Annotated in this window: 17 protein-coding genes; 14 read left to right on the top strand and 3 right to left on the bottom strand. The window is 63.2% G+C overall.

What is annotated here, in order from left to right:
• Nucleotides 1-10 precede the first annotated feature (10 nt).
• The 4 genes from rplU (at nucleotide 11) to FA04_RS16815 (ending at nucleotide 2028) form a co-directional block, all read left to right on the top strand.
• Nucleotides 11-385, top strand: coding sequence for a 50S ribosomal protein L21 (gene rplU, locus FA04_RS16800; protein ID WP_034802644.1), 375 nt, complete (start codon nucleotides 11-13; stop codon nucleotides 383-385).
• Nucleotides 386-418: 33 nt separating this feature from the next.
• A complete protein-coding gene (gene rpmA, locus FA04_RS16805; protein ID WP_034802646.1) occupies nucleotides 419-688 on the top strand; it encodes a 50S ribosomal protein L27 in 270 nt (89 codons plus the stop codon).
• 126 nt (nucleotides 689-814) lie between these two features.
• Nucleotides 815-1447 (top strand): GNAT family N-acetyltransferase, encoded by a 633-nt coding sequence (locus tag FA04_RS16810; protein WP_034802649.1) that lies wholly within the window; start codon nucleotides 815-817, stop codon nucleotides 1445-1447.
• The gene (locus FA04_RS16815; RefSeq protein ID WP_034802652.1) at nucleotides 1444-2028 is read left to right on the top strand and encodes a GNAT family N-acetyltransferase; all 585 of its coding nucleotides are present in this window, start codon (nucleotides 1444-1446) and stop codon (nucleotides 2026-2028) included. Before FA04_RS16810 ends, FA04_RS16815 begins: the two co-directional genes overlap by 4 nt.
• Before the next feature lie 43 nt (nucleotides 2029-2071).
• Here FA04_RS16815 and FA04_RS16820 read toward each other — a convergent pair whose 3' ends face one another.
• Nucleotides 2072-2932, bottom strand: coding sequence for an endonuclease/exonuclease/phosphatase family protein (locus FA04_RS16820; RefSeq protein ID WP_034802655.1), 861 nt, complete (start codon nucleotides 2930-2932; stop codon nucleotides 2072-2074).
• Nucleotides 2933-3067: 135 nt separating this feature from the next.
• Here FA04_RS16820 and obgE point away from each other — a divergent pair, with 135 nt between their 5' ends.
• From obgE to FA04_RS16870, 10 genes are all read left to right on the top strand, one after another.
• The gene (gene obgE / locus FA04_RS16825) at nucleotides 3068-4090 is read left to right on the top strand and encodes a GTPase ObgE (protein WP_034802658.1); all 1023 of its coding nucleotides are present in this window, start codon (nucleotides 3068-3070) and stop codon (nucleotides 4088-4090) included.
• Nucleotide 4091: 1 nt separating this feature from the next.
• Nucleotides 4092-5261 carry a glutamate 5-kinase gene (gene proB, locus FA04_RS16830; protein WP_034802661.1) on the top strand — a complete coding sequence of 390 codons (1170 nt, stop codon included), beginning with the start codon at nucleotides 4092-4094 and terminating at the stop codon, nucleotides 5259-5261.
• Nucleotides 5254-6537, top strand: a complete 1284-nt coding sequence (locus FA04_RS16835) for a glutamate-5-semialdehyde dehydrogenase (protein ID WP_034803104.1) — start codon at nucleotides 5254-5256, stop codon at nucleotides 6535-6537. Before proB ends, FA04_RS16835 begins: the two co-directional genes overlap by 8 nt.
• 16 nt (nucleotides 6538-6553) lie before the next feature.
• Entirely contained in the window at nucleotides 6554-7162 is a 609-nt protein-coding gene (locus FA04_RS16840) for a nicotinate-nucleotide adenylyltransferase (RefSeq protein ID WP_034802664.1), read from the top strand.
• Nucleotides 7163-7264: 102 nt separating this feature from the next.
• Nucleotides 7265-7696 carry a ribosome silencing factor gene (gene rsfS, locus FA04_RS16845; RefSeq protein WP_034802667.1) on the top strand — a complete coding sequence of 144 codons (432 nt, stop codon included), beginning with the start codon at nucleotides 7265-7267 and terminating at the stop codon, nucleotides 7694-7696.
• Between the two features lie 263 nt (nucleotides 7697-7959).
• Nucleotides 7960-8442 carry a 23S rRNA (pseudouridine(1915)-N(3))-methyltransferase RlmH gene (rlmH, locus tag FA04_RS16850; protein ID WP_034802670.1) on the top strand — a complete coding sequence of 161 codons (483 nt, stop codon included), beginning with the start codon at nucleotides 7960-7962 and terminating at the stop codon, nucleotides 8440-8442.
• A 159-nt stretch (nucleotides 8443-8601) separates the two neighbouring features.
• On the top strand, nucleotides 8602-9996 hold the full coding sequence (locus FA04_RS16855; protein ID WP_034802674.1) for a murein hydrolase activator EnvC family protein: 1395 nt from the start codon (nucleotides 8602-8604) through the stop codon (nucleotides 9994-9996).
• Nucleotides 9986-11308 carry a S41 family peptidase gene (locus FA04_RS16860; RefSeq protein ID WP_034802677.1) on the top strand — a complete coding sequence of 441 codons (1323 nt, stop codon included), beginning with the start codon at nucleotides 9986-9988 and terminating at the stop codon, nucleotides 11306-11308. The genes FA04_RS16855 and FA04_RS16860 overlap by 11 nt, the downstream gene beginning before the upstream one ends.
• A gap of 246 nt (nucleotides 11309-11554) precedes the next feature.
• Complete coding sequence (locus tag FA04_RS16865; RefSeq protein WP_034802692.1) at nucleotides 11555-12769, top strand: divergent polysaccharide deacetylase family protein; 1215 nt, start codon at nucleotides 11555-11557, stop codon at nucleotides 12767-12769.
• A gap of 52 nt (nucleotides 12770-12821) precedes the next feature.
• Nucleotides 12822-13343 carry an RNA pyrophosphohydrolase gene (locus FA04_RS16870; protein ID WP_034802695.1) on the top strand — a complete coding sequence of 174 codons (522 nt, stop codon included), beginning with the start codon at nucleotides 12822-12824 and terminating at the stop codon, nucleotides 13341-13343.
• A gap of 76 nt (nucleotides 13344-13419) precedes the next feature.
• Here the strand turns inward: FA04_RS16870 and bfr are convergent, their stop codons facing one another.
• The gene (gene bfr, locus FA04_RS16875; RefSeq protein WP_034802698.1) at nucleotides 13420-13911 is read right to left on the bottom strand and encodes a bacterioferritin; all 492 of its coding nucleotides are present in this window, start codon (nucleotides 13909-13911) and stop codon (nucleotides 13420-13422) included.
• Entirely contained in the window at nucleotides 13877-14188 is a 312-nt protein-coding gene (locus FA04_RS16880) for a (2Fe-2S)-binding protein (RefSeq protein WP_034803108.1), read from the bottom strand. Before FA04_RS16880 ends, bfr begins: the two co-directional genes overlap by 35 nt.
• Between the last annotated feature and the right edge of the window lie 84 nt (nucleotides 14189-14272).

Here is a 14272-nt window from a genome sequence, read left to right on the forward strand (position 1 = left end):
AGGATAAAAAATGTTCGCAGTCATCAAGACCGGCGGTAAGCAGTACCGCGTGGCCGCCAACGACGTCCTCACCATCGAAAAGCTGGAAGGCGTTGCAGGCGACAAGATCGAATTCACCGAGATCCTGATGGTCGGCGTTGGCGCCGATGCAACCATCGGTGCTCCGTTTGTCGAAGGCGCCGTTGTCAGCGCTGAAGTTGTTGAGCAGGGTCGCGCCAAGAAGGTCATCGCCTTCAAGAAGCGTCGCCGCCAGAACTCCAAGCGCTCGCGCGGTCACCGCCAGCACCAGACGACCGTCCGCATCCTGGACATCGCTGCTGCCGGTGGCAAGGCAAAGAAGGCTTCGAAGAAGTCTGAAGCTGCCGCTGAAGCCGCTGCAAACTGAGTTCAGGGATCTAAGGTTTAAAGGAGAACACCAATGGCACACAAAAAAGCTGGCGGTTCGTCGCGTAACGGTCGCGATTCTGAGTCCAAGCGCCTTGGCGTGAAGAAGTTCGGCGGCGAGAACGTCATTGCAGGCAACATTATCGTGCGCCAGCGCGGTACGAAGTGGCATCCGGGCGCCAATGTCGGCCTCGGTAAGGACCACACGATTTTTGCACTTACGGCCGGCAACGTGGACTTCCGTACGAAGGCCAATGGCCGCGTGTACGTGTCTGTAATGCCGAAAGCCGAAGCAGCGGAATAAGCCGGTAGCGCTCTAAAACAGCCGGCGTCTCATCGACCCGGCTGACGCACCTGATGGTTCCAAGCCAGACTTCAAAGGGGAGATGGGGCAATACCCAACTCCCCTTTTTCGTTTCTGGAGGAAACCATGCAAACCGAGTTGTTGAGGGAAGACCAATCCCGGTCTCCCGAGCAGAGGCTGAGGCCCCAACGGTCAAGGACCGATTGCCCGATATTGTTGTCACCCCGGCTCGTTCTGCGCGCGCCCCATGAAGACGATATCGACGCCCTTGCCCATCTTGCCAACAATGCCAATGTCGCGACCATGGTTTCGCGCATGCCGCACCCGTATACGACGGCCGATGCCGCCGACTTCGTGCGACGCGCGAAAGCCGGCACGATTGGCAAGTGCGTCTACGCGATTACCAAAGCGGACAATGGCGCATTTCTCGGTTGTTGCGGTATCGAGCCGCATCCCGATGGCAAGACGGCGGAGCTCGGCTATTGGCTGGGCGAGCCCTATTGGAACCAGGGCTATGCCACCGAGGCCGCCCAGGTCCTGACCGACATGGCCTTCCGCACCCGCGACATCGACCAGATCGATGCGCGCTGCCGGGTCATGAACTTGGCATCGCGCCGGGTCATCCAGAAGTGCGGTTTCCAGTTCCAGGGCAGCGGCATGGTCGGCAGCCTGGCGCTCGGCGGCTCGATCGCCGTCGAATGGTACCGGCTCGACCGCAAGACCTGGGTCTCCTTGAGAAGCTGGGGAGGCATGCGATGAACGCGCTCGCTTCCGAACGCCAGCGGATCGTTGCCCGCCCCGGTCCCGGCCCCTGCCCGGTCATCGAGACCAAGCGCCTGGTCCTGCGCCCGCATCGGCGAAACGACGCCGAGGCGATCGCCCAGTCGCTCGGCGATTTCCAGGTGGCGCGCATGCTGGCGCGCGTTCCCGCGCCCTACGATCAGCAGGACGCGCTCGACTGGCTGACGGCGCAGACTTCGGGGCTGACGCCCGACTGGACCTTCGCCGTCACCACCGGTGACGACGTGCACATCGGCTGCGTCGGCATCGAGCTCCGCCACGGCCAATGGCATGTCGGCTACTGGCTGAACCGCTTCTACTGGGGCAAGGGCTTTGCCTCGGAGGCGACCTATGCGGCGGTCGAGCGCTTCTTCCGCCGCATGCCCGAAACGACCCTGCATTCCGGCGTCTTTGCCGACAATCCGGGATCGCTGAAGGTGCAGGAGAAGATCGGCTTCCAGATCACCGGCTGCGCCCAGGTCTATGCGCTCGCGCGCAACGCCATGGTCGCCCATATCGAGACGCGGCTGACCGCCGCCGATCTGCGCCGACCGCACTAGAGAACATCCCCGCGAAGCTCGGGCTTCGCGGGGACCTTTTTTGTCATGCGAGCGTGAAACCGACAGGCAGGTGGTCGGAACCCTTGGCCTCATAGTCGGTCCAGGCATCGGTGAGACGAGACGCAAGGCCGGCGCTCAAGAAACAATAGTCGAGATGCATGCGTTTTTCGGGGTTTTCGGGATGGATCCAGCTATAGCTTTCAGGCGTCAGGCGGCCGAGATGGGCAAGCGCATCGACCGGATTCTCAAGCCGCAGCGAACGGCCGTAGAAGGCGTCGCGCGAGCCGGTCATCGCGCAGTATTCCGGCGTCTCCGGCTCCATGTTGAAATCGCCCATGACGACGAAGTCCTCCGGATGCGGCGGCTCGGCCATGCCGAAATCGGCCGCCCCGGTGATCGCGCCGCCTTCGAGCGGATAACCGAGCAGCCGCTCCTTGAGATAACGGATCTGGGCAATACGCTCGGCCGGCAGCACATGATCGAGATGCACGGAATAGACCCGGAGCGGACCGTCGGGCGTTGCGACCAGCGCTTCCGTCGCCCCGCGCTGCAGGTTCATCGGGCTGATCGTGCGGGTGCGCGGCAAGGGGATGAGCCGGGTTGCAAGGATCGGCCAGCGCGACAGGATCATGTTGCCGAACTGGAAGCGCCGGCTGACGGCGCGTCCATCCTCGATCGCCGAACCGATGTCGATGTCGCAAGGCGCGTGGAAGGCGGAGAAATGGCCGGGAAACAGCTTTTCGAAGCGGGTGACGAGATCGACATGGCCGTTGCGGTGAAAGCCGCGCGTCACTTCCTGAAGCGCGATGATGTCGGCGTCCCCGATCGAAGCGGCGATACGCTCGGGATCGAAGCGACCGTCGAGGCCGATGCCGTATTGGATGTTGTAGCTAACGAACCGCACGATATTCTTTGACCTCCGAATAAACCGCCTATATCGATGGCGGCAAATTACAGCGCCGCGCATCCTTTAGGACCTGCAAAGGTCGCTGTAACACTTTCTAAGACCGCGCACTTACACCGAACAGATGGCAGCCCAATGAAATTTCTCGACGAAACGAAAGTCTATATCCGCTCCGGCGACGGTGGCGCAGGCGCCGTCTCGTTCCGGCGCGAGAAGTTCATCGAGTTCGGCGGACCGGACGGCGGCGACGGCGGCCGTGGCGGAGACGTCTGGGTTGAGGCCGTCAACGGTCTGAACACGCTCATCGACTTCCGTTACCAACAGCACTTCAAGGCCAAGACCGGCCAGCACGGCATGGGCCGCAACCGCACCGGCGCCGGCGGCGACGACGTGACGCTGAAGGTCCCGGTCGGCACCCAGATCTTCGAGGAAGACAACGAGACGCTGATCGTCGACATGGTCGCCGAGGGCCAGCGCTATCGGCTGGCCGCCGGTGGCAATGGCGGCTTCGGCAACGCCCGCTTCAAGTCCGCGACCAACCAGGCGCCGAACTGGGCCAACCCCGGTCTCGAGGGCGACGAGAAGACGCTCTGGCTGCGGCTGAAGCTGATCGCTGATGCCGGTCTCGTCGGTCTGCCGAATGCCGGCAAGTCGACCTTCCTTGCCGCCTGCACGCGCGCTCGCCCGAAGATCGCCAACTATCCGTTCACGACGCTGCATCCCAATCTCGGCGTCGCCACCATCGACGGCAACGAGTTCATTATCGCCGACATTCCCGGCCTGATCGAAGGTGCGCATGAAGGTGTGGGCATCGGCGACCGCTTCCTCGGCCATGTCGAGCGCACGCGTGTGCTGCTGCACCTCGTCTCCGCCCAGGAGGAAGATGTCGCCAAGGCCTATAAGACGGTCAGGCACGAGCTCGAAGCCTATGGCGGCGGGCTGGAAGACAAGCCGCAGATCATCGCACTGTCGCAGATCGACGTGCTCGACGAGGACGAGCTGAAGATAAAAGCCAAGGCGCTGGCCAAGGCCTGCGGCGAGCAGCCCCTGCTGCTCTCTGCCGCCGTCGGCAAGGGCATGACCGAAGCGCTGCGAGCGTTGCGCAGCGTCATCGTCGCCGCCAAGGCCGGTGAAGGCTATGGCGAGGAGAACCTCTGAGATGACCAAGACCCGCAAGCCGCTTTTGAAGTATCGCCGGGTCGTCATCAAGATCGGGTCGGCATTGCTGGTCGACCGCGCCACCGGGCTGAAGAAGGCCTGGCTTGACGCCATGTGCGCCGACATCGCCGGCCTGAAGTCCAAGGGCGTCGAAGTGCTGGTCGTCTCCTCGGGCGCGATCGCGCTCGGCCGTACCGTGCTCAACCTGCCGGCAGGTGCCCTGAAGCTCGAAGAGAGCCAGGCGGCCGCCGCCGTCGGCCAGATTGCGCTCGCGCGCGCCTGGTCGGAGAGCCTTTCGACCGATGCCATCGTCGCCGGCCAGGTGCTGCTGACACTCGGCGACACGGAAGAGCGCCGCCGCTACCTCAACGCCCGCGCCACCATCAACCAGCTGCTGAAACTCGGCGCCGTGCCGATCATCAACGAGAACGATACGGTCGCGACCACAGAAATCCGCTATGGCGACAACGATCGTCTCGCCGCCCGTGTCGCCACTATGGTCGGCGCCGATTTGCTGGTGCTGCTCTCCGATATCGATGGGCTCTACACGGCCCCGCCGCATCTCGACCCGAACGCCCGCTTCCTCGAAACGATCGCCGAGATCACCCCTGAGATCGAGGCCATGGCCGGGGGTGCGGCATCCGAGCTTTCGCGCGGCGGCATGCGCACCAAGATCGATGCCGGCAAGATCGCCACGACCGCCGGCTGCGCCATGATCATCGCCTCAGGCAAGCCGAACCATCCGCTGGCGGCGATCGAGGACGGTGCCCGTTCGTCCTGGTTCGCACCATCAGGCTCGCCGGTGACCGCGCGCAAGACCTGGATTGCCGGGCAATTGCTGCCGGCCGGAACGCTTGCCGTCGATGCCGGTGCCGAAGAGGCGCTGCGCTCGGGCAAGAGCCTGCTGCCGGCCGGCGTCCGTGACGTGACGGGCAGCTTCAGCCGCGGTGACACCATCGCCATTCTCGGCACCTCCGGCCGCGAGATCGCCCGTGGTCTTGCCGGCTACGATGCCGACGAAGCCCGCCAGATCGCCGGCAAGAAATCGGCCGAGATCGCCGCGATCCTCGGCTATGCCGGCCGCGCCGCCATGGTGCACCGCGACGATATGGTGATGACCGGAAAACGCGCTGAGGCCGAGGGCAGCCGGAAGGATGAAGTCCATGCTTGACGAGGTGAAAAACAAGGGCGACGTCGAGACCGTCATGCTGGAGATCGGCCGCAACGCCAAGGCCGCCAGCCGACCGCTTGCCATCGCCAGCGCCGAACGCAAGCACGCCGCCCTGATCGCCATGGCCGATGCGATCGTCGCCCGCACGGACGAGATCCTGGCGGCCAATGCGATCGACCTTGAAAACGCCCGAGAAAGCGGCGTCGCCGCCTCTTTCATCGACCGCCTGACGCTGAGCGAAGGCCGCATCCGCGACATGGCAAACGGCATTCGCGCGATTGCCGAGTTCAAAGATCCGGTCGGTGACATCATTGCCGAATGGGACCGGCCGAACGGCCTGCACATCGAGCGCGTCCGCACGCCGCTCGGCGTCATTGGCGTCATTTATGAAAGCCGGCCGAACGTGACGGCTGATGCCGGCGCGCTGTGCCTCAAGGCCGGCAACGCCGTGATCCTGCGCGGCGGCTCCGACAGCTTCCATTCCTCCAGCGCGATCCATGCCTGCCTCGTCGAAGGCCTCAAAGCCGCCGGCCTGCCGGAACATGCGATCCAGATGGTGCCGGTCTCTGACCGCGCGGCCGTCGGCGCCATGCTCTCGGGTCTTGGCGGCACGATTGATGTGATTGTACCGCGCGGGGGCAAGAGCCTCGTTGCCCGGGTGCAGAACGAAGCGCGCGTGCCGGTCTTTGCCCATCTCGAAGGCCTCTGCCACATCTATGTCGATGCCTCTGCCGATCTCGCCATGGCGGAAAAGATCGTCGTCAACGCCAAGATGCGCCGCACCGGTATCTGTGGTGCTGCCGAAACACTGCTGATCGACCGCAACGACGCCGACCGACTGGTCAAGCCGTTGCTGAACGCCCTGCTGTCAGCGGGCTGCGAAGTACGCGTCTCCGACGAGCTCTCAGGCGCGGTCGACGGCCTGAAGGAAGCGACCGACGAGGATTGGGCAACGGAATATCTCGACGCCATCATCTCCGTGAAGCTGGTTGACGGGATCGCCGGTGCGATCGAGCACATCGGGACCTGGTCGTCGGCCCACACGGAGGCCGTCATCGCTGAGGATCCCGAGGTCGTCGAGCGTTTCTTCTCGGAGATCGATTCCGCGATCTTGCTGCATAACGCCTCGACCCAGTTTGCCGATGGCGGCGAATTCGGCATGGGCGGTGAAATCGGCATCGCCACGGGCAAGATGCATGCGCGCGGACCGGTCGGCGTCGAACAGCTGACCTCTTTCAAGTATCGGGTGCGTGGTGCTGGACAGGTCAGGCCCTGAGGTGACGGCAGGCAGGGTGAACACCCGCTACCTGCGCATGCCCCATGTCGAAGCCGGCATGGTGGTGGGCCTCTTCGGCGGATCCTTCAACCCGCCGCATGAGGGCCATGTGCTCGTTGCCGACACGGCGATCCAACGGCTCGGGCTCGACCAGCTCTGGTGGATGGTGACCCCCGGCAATCCGCTGAAGGACCACAACAATCTGGCGCCGCTTGCCGACCGCATCGCCATGAGCGAAGCGATCGCGCACAACCCGCGCATCAAGGTGACGGCCTTCGAAAAGGCGTTGAGGCAGAGCTATACCGCCCGCACGCTCGAAATCGTGCAGGCGCGAAACCGCGACATTCGCTTCGTCTGGATCATGGGCGCCGACAACCTGAAGAGCTTCCATCGCTGGCAGAACTGGCAGAAGATCGCCCGCACTTTTCCGATCGCCGTCATCGATCGGCCGGGCTCGACGCTCGCCTATCTCTCCTCACGCATGGCGAAAACCTTCGACTATGCTCGCATCGACGAGGACGACGCGCGGCGCCTCCCCTTCCACCGCGCGCCAGCCTGGACCTTCATCCATGGACCGCGCTCATCGATGAGTTCGACGGCGCTTCGCGCCGCCGGTGGAGTATGATTTCCAGGGATTCAGTTCTGCTGTCTTGAAACAGCTACGGTTTGATGCCTACATTCATGGACGGTTCGATCTTTGTTCGAATCGGAAGTGCCTGTTCTGTTCATGTGGAAAGGAAAGACCCTGACAACAGCACACGCCAAGGGATATGCGGTTACCGCATTCCCGCGCAGCACGGGATCTAGCGACGAAGCCGCTGTCCGTGCGCTTCAACTGGTCCTCGAGAGCCTAGAGGACTCGAAGGCAGAAGACATCGTCAGCATCAACATTGCCGGAAAGTCGGCGCTGGGAGACTTCATGGTCGTTGTCTCCGGGCGATCGAACAGGCATGTGATGGCCATTGCAGATCACCTGACGACCGACCTGAAAGACGGGGGCTTTGGCAATGCCCGTGTCGAAGGTCTGGAAGGCGGTGACTGGGTGCTGATCGACACCGGTGATGTGATCGTTCACATCTTCCGGCCGGAAATCCGGGAGTTCTACAACATCGAGAAGATGTGGGCGGCTCCCGAGATCGAGGACGGCACCTTGCATTGAGACCGACCGGGTCGCCGCGCAGCTGAATGCCGGACGAGCCGAGTTGCGGTCATGCATGAATGTGAAGGGCTGGCGCCGCCTTGGGCGGCGTTGTCAGCCGGATATTTGTTGCGACTGATCGTAACCTGCAGGCCCGTCAACCGGACAAGGCGCGCAACGACGCTGCAAGGCTCCAGGAACGCGGTATAAGATTCTCCTTGAATCGACCCGATTTCAGGAACTATGCAGTGCGCGTTGCAGCGCAAGCGAGGACGGACAAGGTCATGCGTATCGGACTTTTCGCAGTCGGCCGCCTCAAGGCGGGGCCGGAAAAGGATCTTGCGGCCCGTTATCTCGATCGCTTCTCCAAGGCCGGTCCGGCGATCGGGCTTGAGCTTTCCCGCGTCGTCGAAGTCAACGAAAGTCGTGCTTCGAACGCCGAGACGCGCAAGCGCGAGGAAGCCGCACAGCTCGAAAAGGCACTGGCCGAAGGCAGTCTGCTCGTGCTCTTGGACGAACGCGGCAAGGCGCTGGATTCGGAAGGCTTCTCATCGCTTCTCGGCACGTTCCGCGACAGCGGCAAGCGTGACCTGATGATCGCGATCGGTGGCGCCGATGGTCTCGATCCGAGCCTTCATCCCCGCGCCGATGCGGTGCTGAACCTTGGAAAGATGACCTGGCCGCACCAGCTCGTGCGCATCCTGATCGCCGAGCAGCTCTATCGGGCCGTCACCATTCTCTCCGGCCACCCCTATCATCGGGTCTGAAGCGGCGGGGCTGCTTTTCGGGCAACCTCTCCCGGTACACGCGGCGATAACGAGAATATGCTTGGTCGTGCGCGCCAAATCAGATTAGGTTTTTTCCTCATATTTTCGGATGGACGCACGCAACGGATGACGCCCCGAGGCAGGACCAGCGTTTTCGGCATGGGAAGAGACGACGCAGGACGGCTTGCCCGTACTGCGGCGGTCTTTGCGCTTGCGCTTGCGATCGGCCTGCCGGCGAGCGCCCAGGAGGCCACGCCGCCCGCCGCCGCGACCGGTCAGGAGCAGGGCCCGCCCGACCCCGCCGCCGACCTCACGCTTCGCCGCAACAGTACGCGCAGCGAACTGGATGCGCTCTCCAAGACGATCACGCTTTCCCAGGAGCGCGCCAATGCGCTGACGGAAACCATTGCCGAAATCGACAAGACCAACGAGACGCTGCGCGCCGCAATCGTCGAGTCCGCAAAGAAACGCCAGGATCTCGAACAGCAGATCGTCGATGGCGAGAAGAAGCTGAGCGACCTTAGAACCAAGGAAGACACGGTCCGTCGCTCGCTGCGCTCACGCCGGGGCGTGCTTGCCGAGGTGCTCGCCGCCCTGCAGCGGATGGGACGCAACCCGCCGCCGGCGATCCTGGTGACGCCTGAGGATGCGCTCGGCTCCGTGCGCAGCGCCATTCTGCTTGGCGCCGTCGTGCCCGGCCTGCGCAAGGAAACCGAAAACCTGGTGGCCGACCTCAAGGCGCTCGCCGACATCCGCACCGGCATCGACCGGCAGCGCGAGGACCTGACTGCGGCAATGACCGCCAATGTCGAGGAAGAGCGCCGCATGTCGATGCTGGTTGCCGAAAAGGAAAAGCTGCGCCAGACGAGCGCCAGCGAACTTGCGGCCGAGCAGCGCAAGGCGCAGGAACTGGCCTCGCAGGCGACCAATCTCCAGGGCCTGATCGGCTCGCTCGAGGACCAGATCTCCTCCGTTCGCGAGGCTGCCGAAGCGGCGCGCGCGCAGGAGGAAGAACGCCGTCGTATGAGCGAGGCAGAGCGCGAGGCGGCGCGGGAACTCGCCCGCAATGCGGTGCCTGACAAAAACCGCATTGCGCCCGCATATGTGTTTTCGGAGCTGAGGAACAAGCTTGCCTATCCGGCCGCGGGATCGCTGTTGCGCAAATTCGGCGATGCAGACGGCACGGGGCATTCCCTGCAAGGGATCATGTTGGAAACCAATCCCGGCGCGCTGGTGACTGCGCCGTCAGATGGCTGGATCGTCTATGCAGGCAATTTCCGCAGTTATGGGCAGATGATCATTCTCAACCCGGGCGACGGCTACCACGTCGTGCTTTCGGGGATGGAGAAGGTGAGCGTTCAGACTGGGCAGTTCGTCGTCGCCGGAGAACCGCTGGCGACGATGGGCGCAAAAAGAGTGGCGAGCGCTGCGGCCTTGGCGCTGGAAACGGACCGGCCGACGCTTTACATTGAATTCCGAAAAGACGGAAAACCGGTTGATTCCCGACCATGGTGGACCGCAGCAGAGGTTGGAAAGGCGCGAAATGATACGTAGGGCTTCACTTGTTCTGGTCGGGGCGCTGATGGGCGCGACCGCGATGGGCGTGGTTTATTCGGCTGTCGTTCCGGCCGTCGCTGCCAACACCTCGACCTATCGCGAACTGGCAATCTTCGGCGACGTGTTCGAACGCGTGCGGGCGCAATACGTGACGCCGCCGCAGGACGACAAGCTGATCGAGAACGCGATCAACGGCATGCTTTCCTCGCTCGACCCGCATTCGAGCTACATGAACTCGACCGATGCCGAGGACATGCGCACCCAGACGCGCGGTGAATTCGGCGGCCTCGGCATCGAAGTGACGATGGAAGACGACCTCGTCAAGGTCACGAGCCCGATCGACGACACACCTGCGGCCCGCGCCGGCGTGCTTGCCGGCGACTTCATTTCCAAGATCGACGGTGCGGATGTTCGCGGACTGAAGCTCGAAGACGCCGTCGAAAAGATGCGCGGCGCCATCGGCACCCCGATCAAGCTGACGATCCTGCGCAAGGGCGCGGACAAGCCGATCGAACTGACGATCGTCCGCGACGTCATCGCCGTTCGTGCGGTCAAGTTCCGCACCGAAGGCGACGTCGGCTACCTGCGCGTCATATCCTTCACTGAAAAGACCTATGACGACCTGAAGAAGGGCATCGAGAAGATCAAGGCCGAAGTGCCGGCCGATAAGCTGAAGGGCTACGTGCTCGACCTGCGCCTCAACCCGGGCGGTCTGCTCGATCAGGCGATCAACGTCTCCGACGCCTTCCTGGAACGTGGCGAAGTCGTTTCGACCCGCGGCCGCAACCCGGACGAGACCCGTCGCTTCAACGCCACGCCGGGCGATCTGACCGATGGCAAGCCGGTAGTCGTTCTGGTCAACGGCGGCTCGGCCTCCGCTTCGGAAATCGTCGCCGGTGCCCTGCAGGACCTGAAGCGCGCGACCGTGCTCGGCACGCGCTCCTTCGGCAAGGGTTCGGTCCAGACGATCATCCCCCTCGGCGAAGCCGGTGCGCTGCGTCTGACGACGGCGCTCTACTACACGCCGTCAGGCAAATCGATCCAAGGCACGGGCATTACGCCCGACATCAAGGTCGAACAGCCGCTGCCGCCGGAACTGCTCGGCAAGGTCGAGGCTCAGGGCGAGTCCGATCTGCGCGGCCACATCCAAGGCCAGAGCGAGACCGACGAAGGCTCCGGCTCGGTCGCCTATGTGCCGCCGGAAGCCAAGGACGACCTGCAGCTGAACTACGCGCTCGACCTTCTGCGCGGCAAGAAGACGGACCCGTCCTTCCCGGCGAGCCCCGAGCAGGCACAGTTGAAGAAATAAGCCTCACAGACACGAAACGAAGCGCCGCATGTTCACCCGAACATGCGGCGCTTCGCATTTGGCCCCATGACTCGGCCGGCCGATGCACTGGTCAAGCCTTCGCCACTAAATTATAGGGTTAGCAAGCGCTGCCGCGGCCACTGATTCTTTCGAAGGCATACGGCGTGCGACGGGAGAGGATCGGCACGCGTCCTGGCGCCGGCCTCGCTCTAGCGGCAACATCCCACAGCTCGACCGAGGCTTCGTTTGGGAACTGATCTCAATGCTCCGCTCGGCCAGAACCGGCGGGCCAAGCCAGTGTCGAAGCGCAATCCCCAGCGAACGCTCGGGTTTTCTCTTGCCGGCCTTTGCATCGCCGCGGTGATTGGCATTTCCGCCTGGAACACGCTTTCGCCGGACGGTTTGCGGCGTGATTCCGCATCGCCGGTCGTAACGGCCGAGAAAGCGAAGAGCCCAGGCGACAAGGCATCCAACCCGGCCAGCGGCCAGACGGGCGTCGGCTCCGGAACGATGGCACCGGGAACGGCCTATTCCGGCGCCGATGTCGAGCGCACGCTTACCGACGACGGCTCCACCGTCACGACGTTCTCGCCGCGCAGCCGCGACGGCAAGGGACCGGCCCTCATCAATGTCGGTCCGATCCGCGGCCAGGATCCGCGCATGGCGGCGATGCCCAATGACGACCTGCTGGAAGAAAGCCCCGCCGGACGCCTGCCGATCATCGGTCCCGACGGGCTGCGGCCGCTCGATCAATATGCGCGCCCCTGGTCGGGCGCGCGCGGCACACGCATCGCACTTGTCGTCGGCGGGCTCGGCCTCAGCCAGACGGGAACCCAGAAGGCGATCCGCGACCTGCCGGGTGAGGTGACGCTCGGCTTTGCCACGGCTGGAAACAGCCTGCAGCGCTGGATGCAGGAAGCGCGCCGCAGCGGCCATGAGATCCTGTTGCAGCTTCCGATGGAGCCGTTCGACTATCCGGCCAACGATCCAGGCCCCAATGCGCTGCGCGTCGGCCTCGGCGAAAAGAAGAACCTCGCGGAACTGCACCGCAACCTCGCCGAGATCACCAATTATACCGGCGTCATGAATTATCTTGGCGGCCGCTTCCTGTCCGATGCCGATGCGCTGGAGCCGGTCATGCGCGATCTCGGCAAGCGCGGCCTGCTGTTCCTCGACGATGGCACCTCGGCGCAGTCGCTGTCCGGCAAGCTTGCCGGCGCCTTCGACGTGCCGCACGGCTTTGCCGACCTGACGCTCGACAGCGAACTCAGCCGCAACGCGATCCTGAAGAAGCTTGATGAACTCGAACGCATCGCGCGCCGCAACGGTACCGCCATTGGCGTCGCTTCTGCCTTCGACGAGAGCGTCGGCGCGATTGCCTCCTGGATCGGTGAAGCGCAGGGGCGCGGCATCGAGATCGTCGGCGTTTCCGCGCTCGTCAAGGATCCGCAACAGAACTAGCTTAAAGCCGTCCCCACGGGACCAATGAACGTTTGCACAGAAGAGGCAGCCGATGAGCAAGGACAAGAAACTGAAGGCGGATGACCTTCCCTATCGCCCCTGTGTCGGGGTGATGGTGCTGAACCGGGCGGGCCTCGTCTGGGCCGGTCATCGTATCGCCGTCGGCAATTCCGAATATGACGGCTCGCCGCAGCAATGGCAGATGCCGCAGGGCGGCATTGACAAGGGAGAGGATCCGCTGAAGGCCGCCTATCGCGAGCTTTACGAAGAGACCGGCATGAGCACCGTCTCGCTGCTGGCCGAAGCGCCCGGCTGGATCAACTACGACCTGCCCGAACATCTGATCGGTATCGGCCTCAAGGGCAAGTATCGCGGCCAGACGCAGCGCTGGTATGCCTTCCGCTTTGAAGGCGAGGAAAACGAGATCGCCATCAACCCGCCGCCGGGCGGACATGAGCCGGAGTTCGACGCCTGGGAATGGAAGCCGATGCGCGACCTGCCGGAGCTGATCGTGCCGTTCAAGCGCAAGGTCTACGAGGAAGTGGTTGCGGCTTTCGCGCATCTGGCGCCGTGAACCGGACCTGCCCGTTCCTGAAACGACAAAGGCCGGCGATATCGCCGGCCTTTATGTTTGCAAGCTTTTACCAGGCTCAGTCGGCTTCGGCCTCGTTGGCCGGAGCGGCATTGAGCTGGCCGTATTTCTCTTCGCCGATCTTGTCGAGCAGCTCGAGCTGGGTTTCGAGGAAGTCGATATGGCCTTCCTCGTCGGCAAGCAGCTCTTCGAAGAGCTTCATGGAGACGTAGTCTCCGGCGGCATGACAGATGTCGCGGGATTTCTTGTAGGCGGTGCGGGCGTCGTATTCGCCGGCGAGATCTGCCTTCAGCACTTCCTTGACGTTCTGGCCGATGCGCAGCGGCGCGACCGTCTGCAGGTTGGGATGGCCTTCAAGGAAGATGATGCGCGCGACGAGCTTGTCGGCATGTTGCATCTCCTCGATGGATTCGGCCCGCTCCTTCTTGGCGAGAAGCGTATAGCCCCAGTCTTCGAGGAGGCGGTAGTGCAGCCAATACTGGTTGACGGCACCGAGTTCGAGATAGAGCGCTTCGTTAAGCTGCTCGATGACTTTTTTGTCGCCTTTCAAGATCCGCCCTCCGGTTGTCGTCGTGGAATTGTCTGAGGCGGGTCATGAAATCAAATATCTCTGCGTCCGTCGAGTCGCGGTGCGCGTGATATTGCTCGGTGGTGCGGATGATGATGTCGACGACATTGGGGAAACAGCCGCAGCAACGGCCGCGTTTTTCCATCGCGTGGTAGACTTTCGCCGGCACGATCAGCTGCCAACAGTCCTCGTCGAGGAGACCAATGATCGTGTCCTCGATCTCTTTTTCCGTGATGAAATTGCAGCTGCAAACCAGCATGTCGTCTCGCCTGTCGTACGCAACGCCCTGTATCAGCGCATAAAGCAAAACAGGACATTTAGTGTCAACTAAAAACTCCGCGAG

This window comes from Ensifer adhaerens (assembly GCF_000697965.2).
GTDB classification, from domain to species: Bacteria; Pseudomonadota; Alphaproteobacteria; order Rhizobiales; family Rhizobiaceae; genus Ensifer; species Ensifer adhaerens.

Excerpts from the sequence above, each read along its gene's own strand:
- rplU (WP_034802644.1), top strand. The coding sequence starts at position 11 with ATGTTCGCAGTCATCAAGACCGGCGGTAAGCAGTACCGCGTGGCCGCC.
- rpmA (WP_034802646.1), top strand. The coding sequence starts at position 419 with ATGGCACACAAAAAAGCTGGCGGTTCGTCGCGTAACGGTCGCGATTCT.
- FA04_RS16810 (WP_034802649.1), top strand. The coding sequence starts at position 815 with ATGCAAACCGAGTTGTTGAGGGAAGACCAATCCCGGTCTCCCGAGCAG.
- FA04_RS16815 (WP_034802652.1), top strand. The coding sequence starts at position 1,444 with ATGAACGCGCTCGCTTCCGAACGCCAGCGGATCGTTGCCCGCCCCGGT.
- obgE (WP_034802658.1), top strand. The coding sequence starts at position 3,068 with ATGAAATTTCTCGACGAAACGAAAGTCTATATCCGCTCCGGCGACGGT.
- proB (WP_034802661.1), top strand. The coding sequence starts at position 4,092 with ATGACCAAGACCCGCAAGCCGCTTTTGAAGTATCGCCGGGTCGTCATC.
- FA04_RS16835 (WP_034803104.1), top strand. The coding sequence starts at position 5,254 with ATGCTTGACGAGGTGAAAAACAAGGGCGACGTCGAGACCGTCATGCTG.
- rsfS (WP_034802667.1), top strand. The coding sequence starts at position 7,265 with ATGTGGAAAGGAAAGACCCTGACAACAGCACACGCCAAGGGATATGCG.
- rlmH (WP_034802670.1), top strand. The coding sequence starts at position 7,960 with ATGCGTATCGGACTTTTCGCAGTCGGCCGCCTCAAGGCGGGGCCGGAA.
- FA04_RS16855 (WP_034802674.1), top strand. The coding sequence starts at position 8,602 with ATGGGAAGAGACGACGCAGGACGGCTTGCCCGTACTGCGGCGGTCTTT.
- FA04_RS16860 (WP_034802677.1), top strand. The coding sequence starts at position 9,986 with ATGATACGTAGGGCTTCACTTGTTCTGGTCGGGGCGCTGATGGGCGCG.
- FA04_RS16870 (WP_034802695.1), top strand. The coding sequence starts at position 12,822 with ATGAGCAAGGACAAGAAACTGAAGGCGGATGACCTTCCCTATCGCCCC.
- FA04_RS16880 (WP_034803108.1), bottom strand. The coding sequence starts at position 14,188 with ATGCTGGTTTGCAGCTGCAATTTCATCACGGAAAAAGAGATCGAGGAC.